Raw genomic sequence first — 15,594 nt, forward strand, 5'->3', positions numbered from 1 at the left:
GGCACGGGACGCCGGGCTCGCTCCCGGCCCACCGGATTCGCCCGTTCTCCGTACACTGCGCGCATGGCATGCCGTATCAGCGAGCTGGTCATCGACGCCGCCGACCCCGAGCGCCTCGCCGCGTTCTGGAGCGACGTACTGGGTTATGCGGAGCTGGGCCGGGAGGACGACGGCAGTATCGAGATCGGGCCGCCCGGCGCCGGGTTCGGCGGCCCGCAGCCCACCCTCGTGCTGAGCCCCACCGCCGATCCCCGCCCCGCCAAGCTCCGCCTCCACATCGACGTCAGCCCCACCGACCGCGACCAGCCGGCCGAACTCGACCGCCTCCTCGCCCTCGGCGCCCGCCCGGCCGACATCGGCCAGACGGGCGAGGAGAGCTGGCACGTGCTGCTCGACCCGGAGGGCAACGAGTTCTGCCTCCTGCGCAGGCGCCTGGACCCGGCGTAGCCGAGGGCTACTGCGGCTGCTCCACCCGGTCCTCCGCCGACTCCCGCCGCTGCGGGGGCCGTTCCTCACGGGACAGCCTGCTCGGCCACCACACCGCCGGGCCGATGTCCCGGACCAGGGCCGGGACCAGGAGCGAGCGGACCACGAGGGTGTCGAGCAGCACGCCGAAGGCGACGATGAAGGCGATCTGCACGAGGAACGCCAGCGGGATGACGATCAGCGCGGCGAAGGTCGCCGCGAGGACCACGCCGGCCGAGGTGATGACGCCGCCCGTGGCGATCAGGCCGCGCAGGATGCCCTCGCGGGTGCCGTGGCGGACGGTCTCCTCACGGACGCGGGACATCAGGAAGATGTTGTAGTCCACCCCGAGCGCGACCAGGAACACGAACCCGTACAGCGGGACCGAGGCGTCCGTGCCGGAGAAGCCGAAGCCGTGGCGGAAGACCAGGCCCGCGATGCCCAGCGTGGCCAGGTAGTTGAGCGCGACCGTCGCCACCAGCAGCACCGGCAGCAGCAGACAGCGCAGCAGCGCGATCAGGATCACCAGGATGATCAGCAGCACGACGGGGACGATCAGGTTCCGGTCGTGCTCGGCGGTGCGCTCGGTGTCGTACTGCTGGGCGCTGTAACCGCCCACCAGCGAGCCGGGGTCCAGCGCGTGCAGCCGGTCGCGCAGCCGCTCGACGGTCGCCTTGGCCGCGTCGCTGTCCGGCGCGTCGGTCAGGGTCGCGTCGATGCGTACCCGGCCGTCCACCACCCGGGGCGCACCGCCCGGCCTGCCGGACGCGCTCAGCGGGGCGGCCGAGGCCACGCCGGGCGTCTTGTCCGCCGCCGCGATCACGTCCGCGCTCCTGGCCGCGTCCGCGATGACGACCACCGGCTGGCCGGAGCCGCCGGGGAAGTGCCGGCCGAGGGTCTGCTGCGCGGAGACGGACGGGGCGTCGTTGACGAAGAGTTCGTCCAGCGGGACGCCCTTCGACTTGAGCGCCGGGAAGAAGGCCGCGCCGACGACGAGTACGACACAGGTCGCCAGCCACACCTTGCGGGGGCTGCTGTCGACCCGGTGCGCCACCCGGCGCCACACGCCGTGGCCGCCCGTCGCCGCGTCCGCCGGGCGGGGCTTGGCCGGCCAGAACGCGGCGTGACCCAGCAGGGCGAGCACCGCGGGCAGGAAGGTGAGCGTCGACAGCACCGCGCAGCCGATGCCGATCGCGCCCACCGGACCCAGCGCCCGATTGTTCGTCAGGTCGCTGAGCAGCAGCGCGAGCAGCCCCAGCGCGACGGTGGCCGCGCTGGCGGTGATGGCGCCGAAGGACCCGCGCAGCGCGCCCCAGGCCGCCTCCGCCCGCTGGGCGCCGCGCGCCAGCTCCTCGCGGAAGCGGGCGGTGAGCAGCAGGGCGTAGTCGGTGGACGCGCCGATCACCAGGATCGAGAGGATGCCCTGCACCTGCCCGTCCACCCGGACGACACCGTGGTCGGCGAGGACGTACACGATCGCGCAGGCGATGCCGAGCGCGAACACCGAGCTGAGGATGACGGCGAACGGCAGCAGCACGCTGCGGTACACCAGCAGCAGGATCACCAGCACGGCCGCGAGCGCGACACCCAGAAGGATGCCGTCGATACCGCCGAACGCGTGAGTGAGGTCGGCCTGCGTGGCCGCCGGACCGGCGACCTGCGCGCGCGTGCCGTCGACGCCCGCTGCCGTGCGCTCGACCCGGTCCACCACGTCGGTGACCTTCTTGCCCAGCTCCGGGCTGAGCGGGACGACACCCTCCAGCGCGGCCCCGTCCTTGGACGGCAGCGCGGGGGACGGCCGGCCCACCACGCCCTCGGTGCCGGTGAGTGACGCCAGCGCGCGGGTGGCCGCCTCGCGCTGGGCCGGAGTGATCTTCCCGCCGGCCTTGCCGGTCCAGACCACCACGGCGGGCAGCGTCTCCTGCCGTTCGAAGGTCTTCTGCAGGGCGACGGCCTTGGTGGACTCCGCGCTGCGCGGCAGGAACGCGGTCTGGTCGTTGGTCGACACCTCGCCCAGCTTGCCCGCGTAGGAGCCGAAGGCTCCGCCGAGGCCGAGCCAGACGAGCACGAGGACGAGGGGGACCAGCCAGCGGACCGGTCGGCGTACGGGGTTCATGCGCTCCCCAGGGAGGAGTGGGCGGATGCCAGGGTCAGGTGTCTCAACCACAAAGTATCTCAATGATTGAGGGACCTGGAGATCATATCCTTGGAGCCATGCAGCCCGAACGCCCGGAGGAGCGTCCTCCCAGCGACCTCCAGGGGTACGCCGTCCTCCTGCGCACCCTGAACAGCGAGATAAACCGCATCGCCCACGCGTTTGCCCACGCCCACGATCTCCACGCCACGGACGTGCACGCACTCGCCGCGATCATGGACGCCTCGGCCCTCGACGGCGAGCCCATGACCCCTTCCCGGCTGCGCGAACGCCTGAACCTCACCTCGGGCGCGGTATCGGCGTGTCTGGACCGCCTCGAACGCGCCGGCCACGTCACCCGCGCCCGCGACAGTGCCGACCGCAGGGTGGTCCATCTGCACTACAACCCCGGCGCCCGCGCCCTCGCCCGCCAGTACTTCAGCCCCCTCGCCCGCGGCACCGAGGCGGCCCGCGGCCGCTTCACCCCGGAACAGCTCGAAACGGTCGCCGAGTTCCTCGGTGCCCTGAACCGCGAACTGGCCGCCGAACGCTGAGGGCGGGCGCGTTCCCCGAGGTGAAGTAGGGTGACCGCGCGGAAGGGGTGGGGTCGGTGCGGGAGCGGGTCACCATGGCGGACGTCGCCCGTGCGGCCGGAGTCTCCTCCGCCACGGTGTCGTACGTGCTGTCCGGCAAGCGTGCCGTCGCCCCCGAGACCCGTACGGCCGTCGAGGCGGCCATCGCCGAGCTGGGGTTCGTCGTCAACACGGCCGCGCGCAGCCTGCGTACGGGGCGTTCCAGTCTGGTCGCGCTGATCGTGCCGGACATCGCCAACCCGTTCTTCGCCCAGCTCACGGCCACCCTCCAGGAGGAGTTGCGCGGACTCGGGCTGCATGTCGTCGTCTGCGACACCCGGGCCCGGCGCGAGGAGGAGCGGGCGCTGCTCGCGGAGGCGGTGCAGCAGCGCTTCGCCGGGGTGGTGATCACCCCGTTCCGGCTGCTGCCGAAGGACCTCGGGGTGCTGACCGACGCGGGCATACCGGCCGTGGTCAGCGCGGACGTGCCCTTCGGCGCCGTCGATCAGGTGGCCCCCGACGCGCGGGCCGCGACCCGGCAGGCGCTGGAGCTGGTGACCGCCGCCCGGCGCCGCCGCATCGCGATGATCGCGGGCCCCCGCGACGCCACCGGCGGCGACCCCCGGCTGGAGCTGCTCCGGGCCCTGGCCCGCCAGTACGGCACCGCCCTGCCCGGCGACCTCGTGGTGCGCGGCGAGCACACCCGCGAGGCCGGGGCCGAGGGCTTCGCCGAGCTGATGGACCGCCGCTACCGTCCCGACGCGGTGTTCTGCGCCAACGACGTGATCGCGGTCGGCGCCCTGGACAAGGCCCATGAGCTGGGCATCGACATCCCCGGTGAGGTCGCGCTGGTCGGCCACGACGACGCCGCCTTCGCCTCCCTGGTCCGGCCCCGCCTCACCACCATCCGCTACCCCGCCGAGGAGGTCGGCCGCGCCGCCGCCCGCCTGCTCCGCGAGCGGCTGGACGGCCGCACCGCCCACCGCACCGTCCGGGTGAAGGCGGAGTTCGTGGCCCGCGCGTCGGTCTGAGCCATCGCGCCATCAGTCCTATCCGTGCGGGGTGTTGCGTAATCGATTCCGCGCCTAGGTTCCAACTGAGCGCTTGTGCAAAGTAATTGCAGGTCAGCGTCTTTTCCGTAAGCAGGTTCCCCGCTCACGGAACGGTCTCGATGCCGGTCAATTCCCGCAAGCCTGTTGACTTTTGTGGATTCCTGTCGTGAAGGTTGCGCCCACCACGTCCCCGGAGCGCGACCCTCGGCGCAAGGAGCACCCTCATGGCGATGCCCGTTCGCATGTCCACCGCAAGACGATGCCTGGCCGGTGCGGCGGTCCTGGCGCTCACGGCGGTGGCCGGCTGTGGTGGCGGGGGCGGTGAGGGCGACGGTGCGGCCGACTCCTCCTGTAGGCCCGCCCCCGGCAAGGTCACCCTCCAGTACTGGTCCTGGGTGCCCGGCATGGACCAGGCGGTGCGCGTCTGGAACGCCGAACACCCCGACGTACAGGTGAAGTTGCGTACAACCCCGGCCGGGAACGCGGGCACCTACCAGAACATGTCCAACGCGCTGAAGGCCCACAAGGCCCCCGACCTCGGGCAGATCGAGTACGACTCGCTGGCCGGCTTCCGGCTCAAGGGCGGCCTGAAGGACATCCAGCGCTGCCCCCAAGTCGCCGAGGCGCAGTCCAAGTTCGTCGACTGGACGTGGTCCCAGGTGGACTTCGGGGCGCACGGCAAGGACGGCGTCTGGGCGATACCCCAGGACACCGGCCCGATGGCGCTCTACTACCGCAAGGACATCTTCGACAAGCTCCACCTGAAGGCCCCCACCACCTGGGCGGAGTACGAGTCCGACGCCCGCGTGCTGAAGAAGGCGGGCAAGTACATCACCCACTTCTCGCAGACCGACCCGAACTGGTTCACCGGCCTGCTGTGGCAGAACAAGGCCACCCTGTTCGAGCGCGAGGGCGACGCCTGGAAGGTCACCGTCGACCGGCCCGAGAGCCGACAGGTGGCCGACTACTGGCAGAAGCTCATCGACGACAAGCTCGTCGCCACCGACCTCCAGGGCTTCTCGCCCGCGCTGTACAAGGCGTGGAACTCCGGCGAGGTGGTCACCTGGATCAGTGCCGCCTGGGGGTACAGCACCATCCGCGACAACGCGGCCGCCACCAAGGGCAAGTGGGCGGTGGCCCCCATGCCGCAGTGGAAGGCCGGTGACCAGCGGGCCGGTAACTGGGGCGGCTCCACCACCGCCGTCTTCTCCGGCAGCGAACACCCGGCCGAGGCGGCCGAGTTCGCGCTCTGGCTCAACACCGACCCCAAGGCGCTGGAGATCCTCAACCGCTCCGGCGGTCTCTACCCGGCGGCGAAGGCCGGACTGACCCTGCCCGCCCTCAAGAAGCCCGTGAGCTTCTACGGCGACCAGAAGATCTTCGACGTCTTCCAGCAGGCGTCCGGCGAGGTGGACACCGACTTCACCTGGGGTCCCACGATGACCGACACCTACCGCTTCCTCAGCGACGGCACCTCGGACGTCGCCGCCGGCAAGGGCACCCTCGGCGACGTGCTGAAGCGGACCGCGGCCGACAGCGCCGACTCCCTGCGCAAGCAGTCCCTCGATGTCACGCGCTGACCGGCCGAAGCGCCGGACCCTCGCCCCGTACGGCTTCCTCGCGCCCTTCTTCGTGCCGTTCGTGCTGTTCACCCTGCTGCCGGTCGGTTACGCCTTCTGGCAGAGCCTGCACAGGACCGCACGCACCGGCGGCACCTTCGGCCGCACCCACTCGGTGTTCTCCGGCCTCGACCAGTACGCCGACGTCGTGCGGGAGCCGTACTTCGCCGACAGCGTCCTCAGGGTCGGCCTCTTCGCCCTGGTGCAGATCCCGGTGATGCTGCTGTTCGCGCTGGTCCTCGCCCTGCTGCTGGACTCGGCCGTGGCCCGCCTGAAGCGGTTCTTCCGGCTGGTGTACTTCGTCCCGTACGGCATCCCGGGCGTCGTCGCCGCGCTGATGTGGGCCTCCCTGTACGACCCGAGGCTGTCCCCGATCACCGCCCTGCTGGACTCGGCGGGCATCCGGGCCGACCTGCTGGGACCCCGCCTGATGCTCTGGTCCATCGGCAACGTCGTCACCTGGACCTACACCGGCTACAACATGCTGATCCTCTACTCCGCGCTCCAGGCGCTGCCCGCCGACATCGAGGAGGCGGCCCGCGTCGACGGGGCGAACGGCTGGACCACCGCGCTGCGCATCAAGGTCCCGCTGATCCGCCCGGCGCTCGTCCTCACCGGGGTGTTCTCCATCATCGGCAGCCTGCAACTCTTCACCGAACCACAGGTGTTCCGGTCCATCTCCACCAGCGTGACCAGCACCTACACCCCCAACCTCGCCGCCTACTCGCTCACCGCCGGGGACGACTACGGCGGGGCCGCCGCGCTCTCCGTGCTGCTCGCCACGGTCACCTTCGCGCTGTCCTTCGCGTTCCTCCGCCTCACCACCAGGAGGCAGGGATGAGCCTGCTCACCCGCACCGACGGCGCCCACGCCACCCGTACCGGCCGCGCCTCCACGGCCGTCGCCGTCGGCTTCCTGACCCTGGCCGCCTGCTACATGCTGCTCCCGGTGTACTGGCTGCTGGTCGCCGCGACCAAGAGCCAGGGCGACCTCGTCGACAGTCCCGGACTGCGGCCCGCGCACTGGCACTTGGGCGCCAATCTGGCCGCGCTCTTCCGGCAGCAGGACGGCGTCTACGCCCGCTGGCTGCTCAACAGCCTGCTGTACGCGGGCGCGGGGGCCGCCGTCGCCACCGCGCTGTCGGCGGCCGCCGGATACGCCCTGGCCAAGTACCGTTTTGCGGGGCGTGAGTTGCTGTTCTCGGTGATCCTCGGCGGGGTCCTCGTACCGGCGACCGCCCTCGCGCTGCCGCTGTTCCTGATGTTCGCCGAGGTGGACGCCACCAACACGTTCTGGTCGGTGTTCCTGCCGAGCGTCGTCAGCCCCTTCGGGGTCTATCTGTCCCGTGTCTTCGCCGCCGCGTCCGTGCCGGACGAGGTGATCGAGGCCGCGCGGATGGACGGCGCGGGGGAGCTGCGGATCTTCACCGGGATCGGGCTGCGCATGATGTCGCCCGCGCTGGTGACCGTGTTCCTGTTCCAGTTCGTCGTCATCTGGAACAACTTCCTGCTGCCCTTGGTCATGCTCCAGGACGACGACCTCTATCCCGTCACCCTCGGCCTGTACACCTGGCAGACGCAGACCAGCCGCCTGCCCGTCCTGCAGTCCCTCACCATCGTGGGAGCCCTGGTCTCCGTCGTGCCCATCGTGCTCACCTTCCTCCTCCTCCAGCGCTACTGGCGTGCCGGACTCTCCGCCGGGGCGGTGAAGTGATGGCCCACCCCCTCACCGCGCTCAACCACCGCCTGGGCGGCATCGGTTACGGCGGCGACTACAACCCCGAACAGTGGCCCCGCGAGGTCTGGCGGGAGGACGTCCGGCTCATGCGTGAGGCCGGCGTGAACCTCGTGACCGTGGGCGTCTTCTCCTGGTCCCGTATCGAGCCCCGCCCCGGCGTGTACGACTGGGAGCTGCTGGACGAGGTGCTCGACCTGCTGCACGCCCACGGCATCGCCGTCGACCTGGCCACCCCGACCGCCGCGCCCCCGCCGTGGTTCGCCAAGCTGCATCCCGACGCCCTGCCGGTCACCGCCTCCGGCACCCGGCTCGCCCACGGCAGCCGGCAGGTCTTCTGCCCCAGCGGTCCGGCCTACGCCGAGGCCGCCGACGCCCTGGTCACCGCGCTGGCCACGCGGTACGCCGACCATCCCGCCGTCGCGCTGTGGCACGTCCACAACGAGTGGGGCAACCACAACGCGCTCTGCTACTGCGACACCAGCGCGGCCGCGTTCCGCGTCTGGCTCCAGGAGCGGTACGCCACCCTGGACACCCTCAACTCGGCCTGGGGCACCGACTTCTGGAGCCAGCGCTACGGCGAGTGGGACGAGATCGACCCGCCCCGCGACACCACCGCCTTCCGCAACCCGGGCCAGGAACTCGACTACCGCCGCTTCTCCTCCGACGCCCTCCTCGCCCGGCACCGCGCGGAGACGGCCCTGCTCAAGCGGCTCGCCCCCGGCATCCCCGTCACCACCAACGTCATGGGCACCCTGGAGAAGAAGACCGACGCCTTCGCCTTCGCCGCCGAGTGCGACCTCGTCTCCGTCGACCACTATCTGACAGCCGCCGACCCCGAGGGCCACATCGACCTCGCCCTCAACGCCGACCTGGCCCGGGGCATGGCCGGTGGCGCCCCCTGGCTGCTCATGGAGCACTCCGCCTCCGCCGTCAACTGGCAGCCGGTCAACGTGGCGAAGCGGCCCGGCGAGCTGCGCCGCAACAGCCTGACCCACCTGGCCAGGGGCGCCGACGGCATCCTGTTCTTCCAGTGGCGGCAGTCCACGGCCGGGGCCGAGAAATGGCACTCCGCGATGCTCCCGCACGGCGGCACCGACACCCGTATCTGGCGCGAGGTCCGCGCCCTGGGCGCCGAACTCGCGGCCCTCGCCGAGGTGGTTGGGACCCGGGTACGGGGCGAGGTCGCGCTCCTCTTCGACTGGCCCACCTGGTGGGCCCTGGAACTGGAGGCCCGCCCCTCCGCCCGGCTGCGCTACCTGGACGCCGTCCGCGACTGGTACGCGGCCCTGTGGTCGCTCAATCTCACCTGCGACGTGCTCCCGCCGGGCGCCGACCTGACGCCGTACCGCGCGGTCGTCGCCCCGAACCTGTACCTCCTCTCCGACCAGGACGCCGCGGGCCTCGACGGGTACGTCCGCCAGGGCGGCCACCTGGCGGTCGGCTGCTTCAGCGGGGTGGTCGACACCGAGGACCGGGTACGGCCGGGCGGTCACCCCGGCGCCCTGCGCGAGGTGCTCGGGCTGCGCGTCGACGAGTACCTGCCGCTCCGGCCCGGCGAGACCGCCCGGCTGGACGACGGCACCCTCGCGCACGACTGGGCCGAACGCGTCGAGCCGCGCGGCTGCTGCGCCGTACTCCGCTTCGCGGACGCACCCGGCGGCGGTCCGGCCGCCGGGGGCCCCGCCGTCACCCGCCACCCGTACGGCCGGGGCAGCGCGCGGTACGTCGCCACGCGCCCCTCGGCCCGCACCCTGCGCGACCTGACGCGGGCACTGGCCGAGGAGGCGGGCGTGCGTCCCGTCGCGGCAGAGGGGGTCGAGGCGGTGCGTCGCACCGGGCCGCAGGGGAGCTATCTGTTCCTGGTCAACCACACCGACGACGACGTGACGGTCCCGGTGCGGGGGACCGGGCTGCTGGACGCCGAGGTCACCGCGTCCGGCGCCCTGGTCCCGGCCGGGGGAGTGGTCGTCGTCCGCGAACACGAGTGACGGGGTGCCCATGACGCTGCCGGTGGAGTACGACGAGCCCAGCGGGACCGTCGTACTGCGGACCGAGGCCACCTGTTACGTGCTGCGGGTGGACCGCGCCGTGCTGCATGTCCACTGGGGTGCGCATCTGCCCCTGGAGGACGCGGTCGGGCTGCCCGTGCGGAGCGAGCCGGACAACAGCTTCGCCGGTCCCTTCGACGGGGTGGAGGAGTATCCCGTCGAGGGCGGCGCCCGGTTCGGGGTGCCCGCGCTGGAGGTCCGGTTCGCCGACGGGCAGAGCCCGGTCGAGCCCGAGGTCACCGGGGTGCGGGTCGTCGGTGCGGGGCATGTGGTGGTCTCGCTGCGGGACCGGGTGCGGCCGCTGACGTGGGAGACGCACTACCGGGTGCCGCCCGACGGTGACGTCCTGGAACGCTGGACGGAGTTCGAGCACACCGGCACCAGCGGCCCGCTGCTTCTCGTCCGCCACGCCGCCGCCCACTGGCCGCTGCCCCGGCGGCAGCGGTGGCGGATGTCGGCCGTGCACGGGGGCTGGTCCGACGAGCACCGGCTCGCCCGTACCGAGTTGGCCGTGGGCGAGACCACGCTGACCAGCAGACGCGGCCACACCGGCCACCAGGCCAACCCGTGGGTCGCGCTGGACACCGGTGGCGCCGACGAGGAGCACGGCGAGGTGTGGGCCACCGCGCTTGCCGCCAGCGGTAGTTGGCGGCTCACCGTGCAGCGCACGGCGGCCGGGGAGGTGGGCGTGATCCTGGGGGAGGGGCACGAGGGGGCGGAGATCGCCCTGGCCCCCGGCCGGCGGCACGTCACACCGGTCAGCGTGGCCGTGCACTCCCCGGGCGGCTTCGGCGCCGTCAGCCGCGCCTTCCACACCTACGTCCGGCGCCATGTCCTGCCGTATCCGGGGGAGTCGCGGCCCGTCCTCTACAACTCCTGGGAGGCGACCGGGTTCGAGACCTCCGAGGAGGGCCAACTGCGGCTGGCCCGGCGGGCGGCCGACCTCGGGGTGGAGCTGTTCGTGGTGGACGACGGCTGGTTCGGCACCCGCGACGACGACCGCTCCGGTCTCGGCGACTGGACCCCGCACCCCGGGCGCTTCCCGCGCGGACTGCGCCCGCTGGCCGACGAGGTGCACCGGCTGGGCATGGCGTTCGGGCTCTGGGTGGAGCCCGAAATGACCAACCCCGACAGCGAGTTGTTCCGCAGGCACCCCGAGTACGTGCTGCATCTGCCCGACCGCACCGCCACCGAGCTGCGCCACCAGCTCGTGCTGGACTTCTCCCGCCACGAGGTGACCGAGTGGGCGTACGGCCGGCTGCGCCGGATGGTCGCCGAGCACACCGTGGACTTCCTCAAGTGGGACTTCAACCGGTCCTTCACCGAGGCGGGCGCGCGGGGCGGCGGTCCGGACGCGCGGCGGGTGCACATCGAGCACGCGCGCGGGGTGCACCGGGTGCTCGACCGGCTGCGCGCGGAGTTCCCCCGGCTGCGGATCGAGTCGTGCGCGGGCGGCGGCGGCCGGACCGACCTCGGCATGCTCGCCCGCACCGACCAGGTGTGGACCTCGGACAACACCGACGCCGTGCAGCGGCTCGCCATCCAGCACGGCTTCAGCCAGGTCTATCCGGCCCGCGTCATGTCCGCCTGGGTCACCGACAGCCCCAACCCGCTGACCGGACGCCGGGTGCCGCTCGCCTTCCGCTTCCACTCGGCGATGGCGGGTGTCCTGGGCATCGGCGGCGACCTGGACCGGTGGACACCGGCCGAACTCGCCGAGGCCGCCCGGCTGATCGGCCTCTACAAGGACATCCGCCCGCTGGTGCAGCACGGACACCAGTACCGGCTGCTCGCACCGGGCGACGGCGCCCTGACCGCCGTCCAGTACGTCGGTCCCGACGCCGGCCAAACGGTGGTGCTGCTGTGGCGGCCCGGCGCCTGGTTCGGCCCGGCGCACCCGCCGCTCCGGCTGCGGGGCCTGGACACCGGCGCCCGCTACCGGGACGAGGACACCGGCGAGGAATGGTCGGGGGCGACCCTGATGGGCTTCGGCCTGCCCCTCCCCTGCCTGCCGGACGGCGACTGCGCGAGCGCGCTGGTGCGGCTGCGCCAGGTGGCGTGACCCGTCAGCGGCCGGGGGGCGGTCCCATCGGGCCGGGCGCGTGCGGCCCAGCGCCCGGCAGGCCGGTGCCCGGTGGCATCACCCGTGCCAGGTCCCGGTGTATGCGGTCGGCCTCGCCCCGCACCTCGGCGGGGACGTCACCGCGTTCGGCGACGAGACGGCTGAAGATGGGGGTGTCGGTGAACATGAGGGTGGCTGCTCTTTCCAGTGGGTCGCCGGGTGGTGGGGGGAGCGACGGGACGGGTGACGGTCACCTGCCGTGGCCGGACCGTCGGCGGGCCGAGAGACGGCGGCCCCGAGGAACGCCCGGCCAGGAACGGGCACACGACACCTTAAGGGGCGGTACCGACACCGCGCGCCCAGGGGACCGGTGCAACTGGTCAGCTTAGATGATCATGTCTGCCGTATTCGAGGGTAGACGCGGCCGACGAGTCCGAAAGTCGTCCCATACGGAGTAGTCGTGCCGACATCGCACCTTTCCCCACAGCCCAGCGCGTCCGGAGCCGTGCAGCTGGCCGCTTCCTGGCCGAACTGGCTGGAGGCGCACACCACGGCACTGGTCGAGGTCCCCCTGCGCATCGCCCTCATCATCGTCATCCTGGGGGTGATCCGCTGGGTCGCCAAGCGCGCCATCACCCGCGTCGTCCAGCACATCCTCCAGCCCTCCGGCGACGAGCAGGAGTCCCGTCCGCCGCGCCGCGCCGGACGCGGGGCCGCCGTCCTGCTGCGCGACCGCACCCGCTCCTCGCAGCGCCGTGAACAGCGCGCCCGCACCATCGGCTCGGTGCTCAGCAGCGGCGTCACCATCGTCCTGGCCCTGCTGGGTACGGCCATGATCCTCGACCAGGTCGGCATCGCCCTCGGCCCGCTGCTGGCCAGTGCCGGCGTGGTCGGCCTCGCCATCGGTTTCGGCGCCCAGAGTCTGGTCGCCGACTACCTCTCCGGCCTGCTCATCATGGTCGAGGACCAGTACGGCGTCGGTGACACCGTCGACCTCGGCGAGGCCGTCGGCGAGGTGGAGCACATCGGCCTGCGCCTGACCCATGTCCGCGACCTCAACGGCGGCCTGTGGCACATCCGCAACGGCGAGGTCCTCCGCGTCCGCAACGACAGCCAGGACTGGGCCCGCGCCGTCCTGGACGTCGCCGTCGCCTACGACTCCAACCTCGACACCGTCTACCAGGTGCTGGAGGACGCCGGCCGCAGCCTGCGCCAGGACCCGGCCTTCTCCGCCGTCCTGCTGGAGGAGCCCAGCGTGTGGGGCGTGCAGTCGCTGGACGCGGACGGCGTCGTCGTCCGCCTCGCCGTGAAGACGATCCCGCTCCAGCAGTGGGGCGTCACCCGCGAGCTGCGCCGCCGGGTGAAGGAGGCGCTGGACGCGGCCGGCATCGACATCCCGTTCCCGCAGCGCACGATCTGGCTGCGCAACGAGGACCAGGAGCCCCAGCTCACCGCCCGCTGAACCGCCTGCACACGACGAGGGGCCCGGCCTTCCCAAGGCCGGGCCCCTCGTCATGTCACGCGGTGAGTGCGTGCGGTCCGCCTACCAGCGGTACCAGCGGCCACGACGGCCGCCGCTGCCCGCCGGGCGCACGAAGAAGCCGACCAGCCACACGACCAGGACGATCACCGCTATCCACCACAGCGCCTTCAGGGCGAAGCCCGCGCCGAAGAGGATGAGAGCCAGCAGAAGAACCAGAAGCAAAGGAACCATTGTCATAACCTCCTGACCGCCGATTGCCCCTGACCAGCGAATACACGCACACAACTGCCAAGTTATCCACACGACTTGAAGGGCATGTGCAGGGGTTGCGGTCCAGGCCGCCCCGGCGGTGGTGCTCCGTTCGGTGCAGTGCGGGGGCGGAAGAGGCTGACAGGGCCGGTGAAGAGGGATTCTCCGCGTGCGCGGGGGTAACCGCCCTGCATGAACATCGCTGCTGAATTCCTCGCCGCGTCCAGCAAGAGCGCGCTCTGGCTGCTGGTCGTGGGCGTGATCGTCGCCGTGATCCTGCTGGGCGGGTTCTTCCTGGGCAGCCGCCGGGCGCGCTCGCGCCGCCTGTCGACCCCGCCGCCCGGCGCCGACGCCCGCCGTGGCCCGCAGGAGCAGTCGGGCGTGGGCTGGCAGACCCCGGATGACAACCCGGAGAACCACACCCACCACCGCCACTGACGGCTCACCCCGCGTGCTGCCGCTCCAGCTCCCGCTTGAGGTTGGTCAGGGTCCTGCGGATGTTGCGGGCCTGGAAGTCGGGGAACGTACTGCCCGAGGTGACGATCCGGTCGAAGACGCCGGCCGCGAGGTCGGGCCAGGTGCGGCGGTCGTCGGTCCAGACCTCGGTGACCCTGGTGCCCTCGCCTTCCGGCTCGAAGCGGTACTCCCAGGTGGCGATCGGGCCGCGCAGACGCGGGCGGCCCACGCCGATCGCGTGGACCCGGAAGGCGAAGCGGCGGCCCGGCTCGGCCGCCGTGACCGTGCACCGGGTCACCCAGCGGAAGCGGCCGCGCTTGTTCCGCCCGACGAAGCTGGTGCCCACCCCGGCCGGGCCCGCCGCCGGGCCGGGGACGGTGCCCAGGTTCTCCGGGCTCCAGCGGCCCATGTCGGCGGGGTCGCTCACCGCCCGGTAGGCGGCGTCCGGCGGGACGTCGATGACGATGCTGTCGCTCACACTCAACACACGGGCCACTGCGCTGCCTCCTACCGCGAACATGTAGCTACTGCCGAGTAGGAATCATGGCACGGACACTTCGCCCGTTCGGTCCGCGAGCGTAGAGAGCGCGGCCGCGACCCGGTCGCACACCTCCGGCGGGGTCGAGGCGTGCGGGGAGAACCTCAGCGAGTCGGCGCGCACCGTCGGGGTGACGCCCTCGGCGTGCAGCGCCTTGGCCACGAGCGCCGGGTCGCGGCCGGGCACGGCGAAGGAGAGGATGCCCGCGCGCCGGGCCGGGTCGGCGGGGGAGAGGATCTGGCCGCCGTACTCCCGGACGGCCTCGGTCAGTTCGCTCACGCGCTCGGCGATCGCGCCCTCGATCGCGCCCACGGTGTGCCGCTCGACGAGGTCCAGCGCGGCCGCGAACGCGGCTGCCGTCACCGGGCTCAGATTGGTGACGGACCAACGCCCGGCGTCGGGTGCGGGCGGGTGCTCCGCGCCGTCGAAGAGGCCGACGTCCGCGACGCCCGTCCAGCCGGTGAGTACGGGTTCCAGGGTCTCCAGCGCGCGGTCGGAGAGCGTGGCGAAGCCGGTCGCCCACCCGGCGCGCAGCCACTTCTGGCCGCCGGCCACCACCACGTCCGCCGCGTCCCACGGCAACTGAGCCGCGCCGAACGCCTGGATGGCGTCCACGATCAGCAGCCGGTCCGGCCCGATCGCCTCCCGCAGTCCCGCCAGATCCGCCCGGAACCCGGTGCGGAAGTCCACCGCGCTCACCGACAGCGCCACCACGTCCTCGGTCAGCGCGGCCCGCACCAGCTCCGGGGTCACCCCGCCGCCGGGCTCCGGGTCGAGCCAGCGGGGCGTGACCCGGCCGAGCCCCGCGGTGCGGCGCCACGGGTAGTGGTTGGCGGGGAAGTCGGTACGGGGGACGAGGACCGTGCCCTCCCGGATGCCGAGCGCCGCGTGGAAGAGACCGGTGGACGCGTTCGGCAGCAGCACGGTGTGCCGGGCGTCGGTACCCGCGAGGCGGGCGGCGGTGTCCCGCGCGGTCGCCTCCGCGCGCATCAGTCCGTCCACCGTGGTGTGGTCGGCGCGGGCGGATTCCGCCAGGGCCCGCGCGGTGGCGTCCACGGCGTCCCGCGACGGCGGCCCGAACCGCGCGAAGTCGAGATACCCGGCCGGTGTGTCGAAGTGGGCTGCGTACGAAGTGAGCACGGGCCCATCCTCCCCGGTACGGCACGGGCCGGGCACCCC

At 72.5% G+C, this 15,594-nt stretch carries 15 protein-coding genes; 10 read left to right on the top strand and 5 right to left on the bottom strand.

Annotation, left to right across the window (positions count from 1 at the left end):
• Nucleotides 1–63 precede the first annotated feature (63 nt).
• On the top strand, nt 64–447 hold the full coding sequence (locus tag D0Z67_RS26390; protein ID WP_031182158.1) for a VOC family protein: 384 nt from the start codon (nt 64–66) through the stop codon (nt 445–447).
• A gap of 7 nt (nt 448–454) precedes the next feature.
• On the opposite strand, the gene D0Z67_RS26395 is transcribed toward D0Z67_RS26390, so the two are convergent.
• Nucleotides 455–2,581: an MMPL family transporter gene (locus D0Z67_RS26395; RefSeq protein WP_031182159.1), complete on the bottom strand. Its 2,127-nt coding sequence runs from the start codon at nt 2,579–2,581 to the stop codon at nt 455–457.
• Between the two features lie 98 nt (nt 2,582–2,679).
• Between D0Z67_RS26395 and D0Z67_RS26400 the strand changes: the two genes are divergently transcribed.
• The 7 genes from D0Z67_RS26400 to D0Z67_RS26430 all read left to right on the top strand — a co-directional run bounded on the left by D0Z67_RS26400 (nt 2,680) and on the right by D0Z67_RS26430 (nt 11,689).
• Nucleotides 2,680–3,153 (top strand): MarR family winged helix-turn-helix transcriptional regulator, encoded by a 474-nt coding sequence (locus D0Z67_RS26400; RefSeq protein ID WP_031182160.1) that lies wholly within the window; start codon nt 2,680–2,682, stop codon nt 3,151–3,153.
• A gap of 56 nt (nt 3,154–3,209) precedes the next feature.
• Nucleotides 3,210–4,202, top strand: a complete 993-nt coding sequence (locus D0Z67_RS26405) for a LacI family DNA-binding transcriptional regulator (RefSeq protein WP_234312821.1) — start codon at nt 3,210–3,212, stop codon at nt 4,200–4,202.
• Between the two features lie 245 nt (nt 4,203–4,447).
• Nucleotides 4,448–5,803 carry an ABC transporter substrate-binding protein gene (locus tag D0Z67_RS26410; protein WP_051887844.1) on the top strand — a complete coding sequence of 452 codons (1,356 nt, stop codon included), beginning with the start codon at nt 4,448–4,450 and terminating at the stop codon, nt 5,801–5,803.
• Nucleotides 5,790–6,683 (top strand): carbohydrate ABC transporter permease, encoded by an 894-nt coding sequence (locus D0Z67_RS26415; protein WP_031182163.1) that lies wholly within the window; start codon nt 5,790–5,792, stop codon nt 6,681–6,683. The genes D0Z67_RS26410 and D0Z67_RS26415 overlap by 14 nt, the downstream gene beginning before the upstream one ends.
• Nucleotides 6,680–7,555 (top strand): carbohydrate ABC transporter permease, encoded by an 876-nt coding sequence (locus D0Z67_RS26420; RefSeq protein WP_031182164.1) that lies wholly within the window; start codon nt 6,680–6,682, stop codon nt 7,553–7,555. Before D0Z67_RS26415 ends, D0Z67_RS26420 begins: the two co-directional genes overlap by 4 nt.
• Entirely contained in the window at nt 7,555–9,567 is a 2,013-nt protein-coding gene (locus D0Z67_RS26425) for a beta-galactosidase (RefSeq protein ID WP_031182165.1), read from the top strand. Before D0Z67_RS26420 ends, D0Z67_RS26425 begins: the two co-directional genes overlap by 1 nt.
• Nucleotides 9,568–9,577: 10 nt before the next feature.
• Nucleotides 9,578–11,689: an alpha-galactosidase gene (locus tag D0Z67_RS26430; protein WP_199812209.1), complete on the top strand. Its 2,112-nt coding sequence runs from the start codon at nt 9,578–9,580 to the stop codon at nt 11,687–11,689.
• Between the two features lie 4 nt (nt 11,690–11,693).
• On the opposite strand, the gene D0Z67_RS26435 is transcribed toward D0Z67_RS26430, so the two are convergent.
• On the bottom strand, nt 11,694–11,876 hold the full coding sequence (locus D0Z67_RS26435; RefSeq protein WP_037775405.1) for a hypothetical protein: 183 nt from the start codon (nt 11,874–11,876) through the stop codon (nt 11,694–11,696).
• 318 nt (nt 11,877–12,194) lie between these two features.
• Here D0Z67_RS26435 and D0Z67_RS26440 point away from each other — a divergent pair, with 318 nt between their 5' ends.
• Complete coding sequence (locus D0Z67_RS26440; protein WP_051887845.1) at nt 12,195–13,151, top strand: mechanosensitive ion channel family protein; 957 nt, start codon at nt 12,195–12,197, stop codon at nt 13,149–13,151.
• Nucleotides 13,152–13,232: 81 nt separating this feature from the next.
• On the opposite strand, the gene D0Z67_RS26445 is transcribed toward D0Z67_RS26440, so the two are convergent.
• Nucleotides 13,233–13,403 (bottom strand): DUF5670 family protein, encoded by a 171-nt coding sequence (locus D0Z67_RS26445; protein ID WP_030805655.1) that lies wholly within the window; start codon nt 13,401–13,403, stop codon nt 13,233–13,235.
• Nucleotides 13,404–13,613: 210 nt separating this feature from the next.
• Between D0Z67_RS26445 and D0Z67_RS26450 the strand changes: the two genes are divergently transcribed.
• Nucleotides 13,614–13,859 (top strand): DUF6479 family protein, encoded by a 246-nt coding sequence (locus D0Z67_RS26450; RefSeq protein ID WP_031182168.1) that lies wholly within the window; start codon nt 13,614–13,616, stop codon nt 13,857–13,859.
• A 4-nt stretch (nt 13,860–13,863) separates the two neighbouring features.
• Here the strand turns inward: D0Z67_RS26450 and D0Z67_RS26455 are convergent, their stop codons facing one another.
• Nucleotides 13,864–14,373, bottom strand: a complete 510-nt coding sequence (locus D0Z67_RS26455; protein ID WP_031182169.1) for an SRPBCC family protein — start codon at nt 14,371–14,373, stop codon at nt 13,864–13,866.
• A gap of 45 nt (nt 14,374–14,418) precedes the next feature.
• A complete protein-coding gene (locus D0Z67_RS26460; protein WP_031182170.1) occupies nt 14,419–15,555 on the bottom strand; it encodes an aminotransferase class V-fold PLP-dependent enzyme in 1,137 nt (378 codons plus the stop codon).
• Nucleotides 15,556–15,594 lie beyond the last annotated feature (39 nt).

Source organism: Streptomyces seoulensis, assembly GCF_004328625.1.
GTDB lineage: Bacteria > Actinomycetota > Actinomycetes > Streptomycetales > Streptomycetaceae > Streptomyces > Streptomyces seoulensis.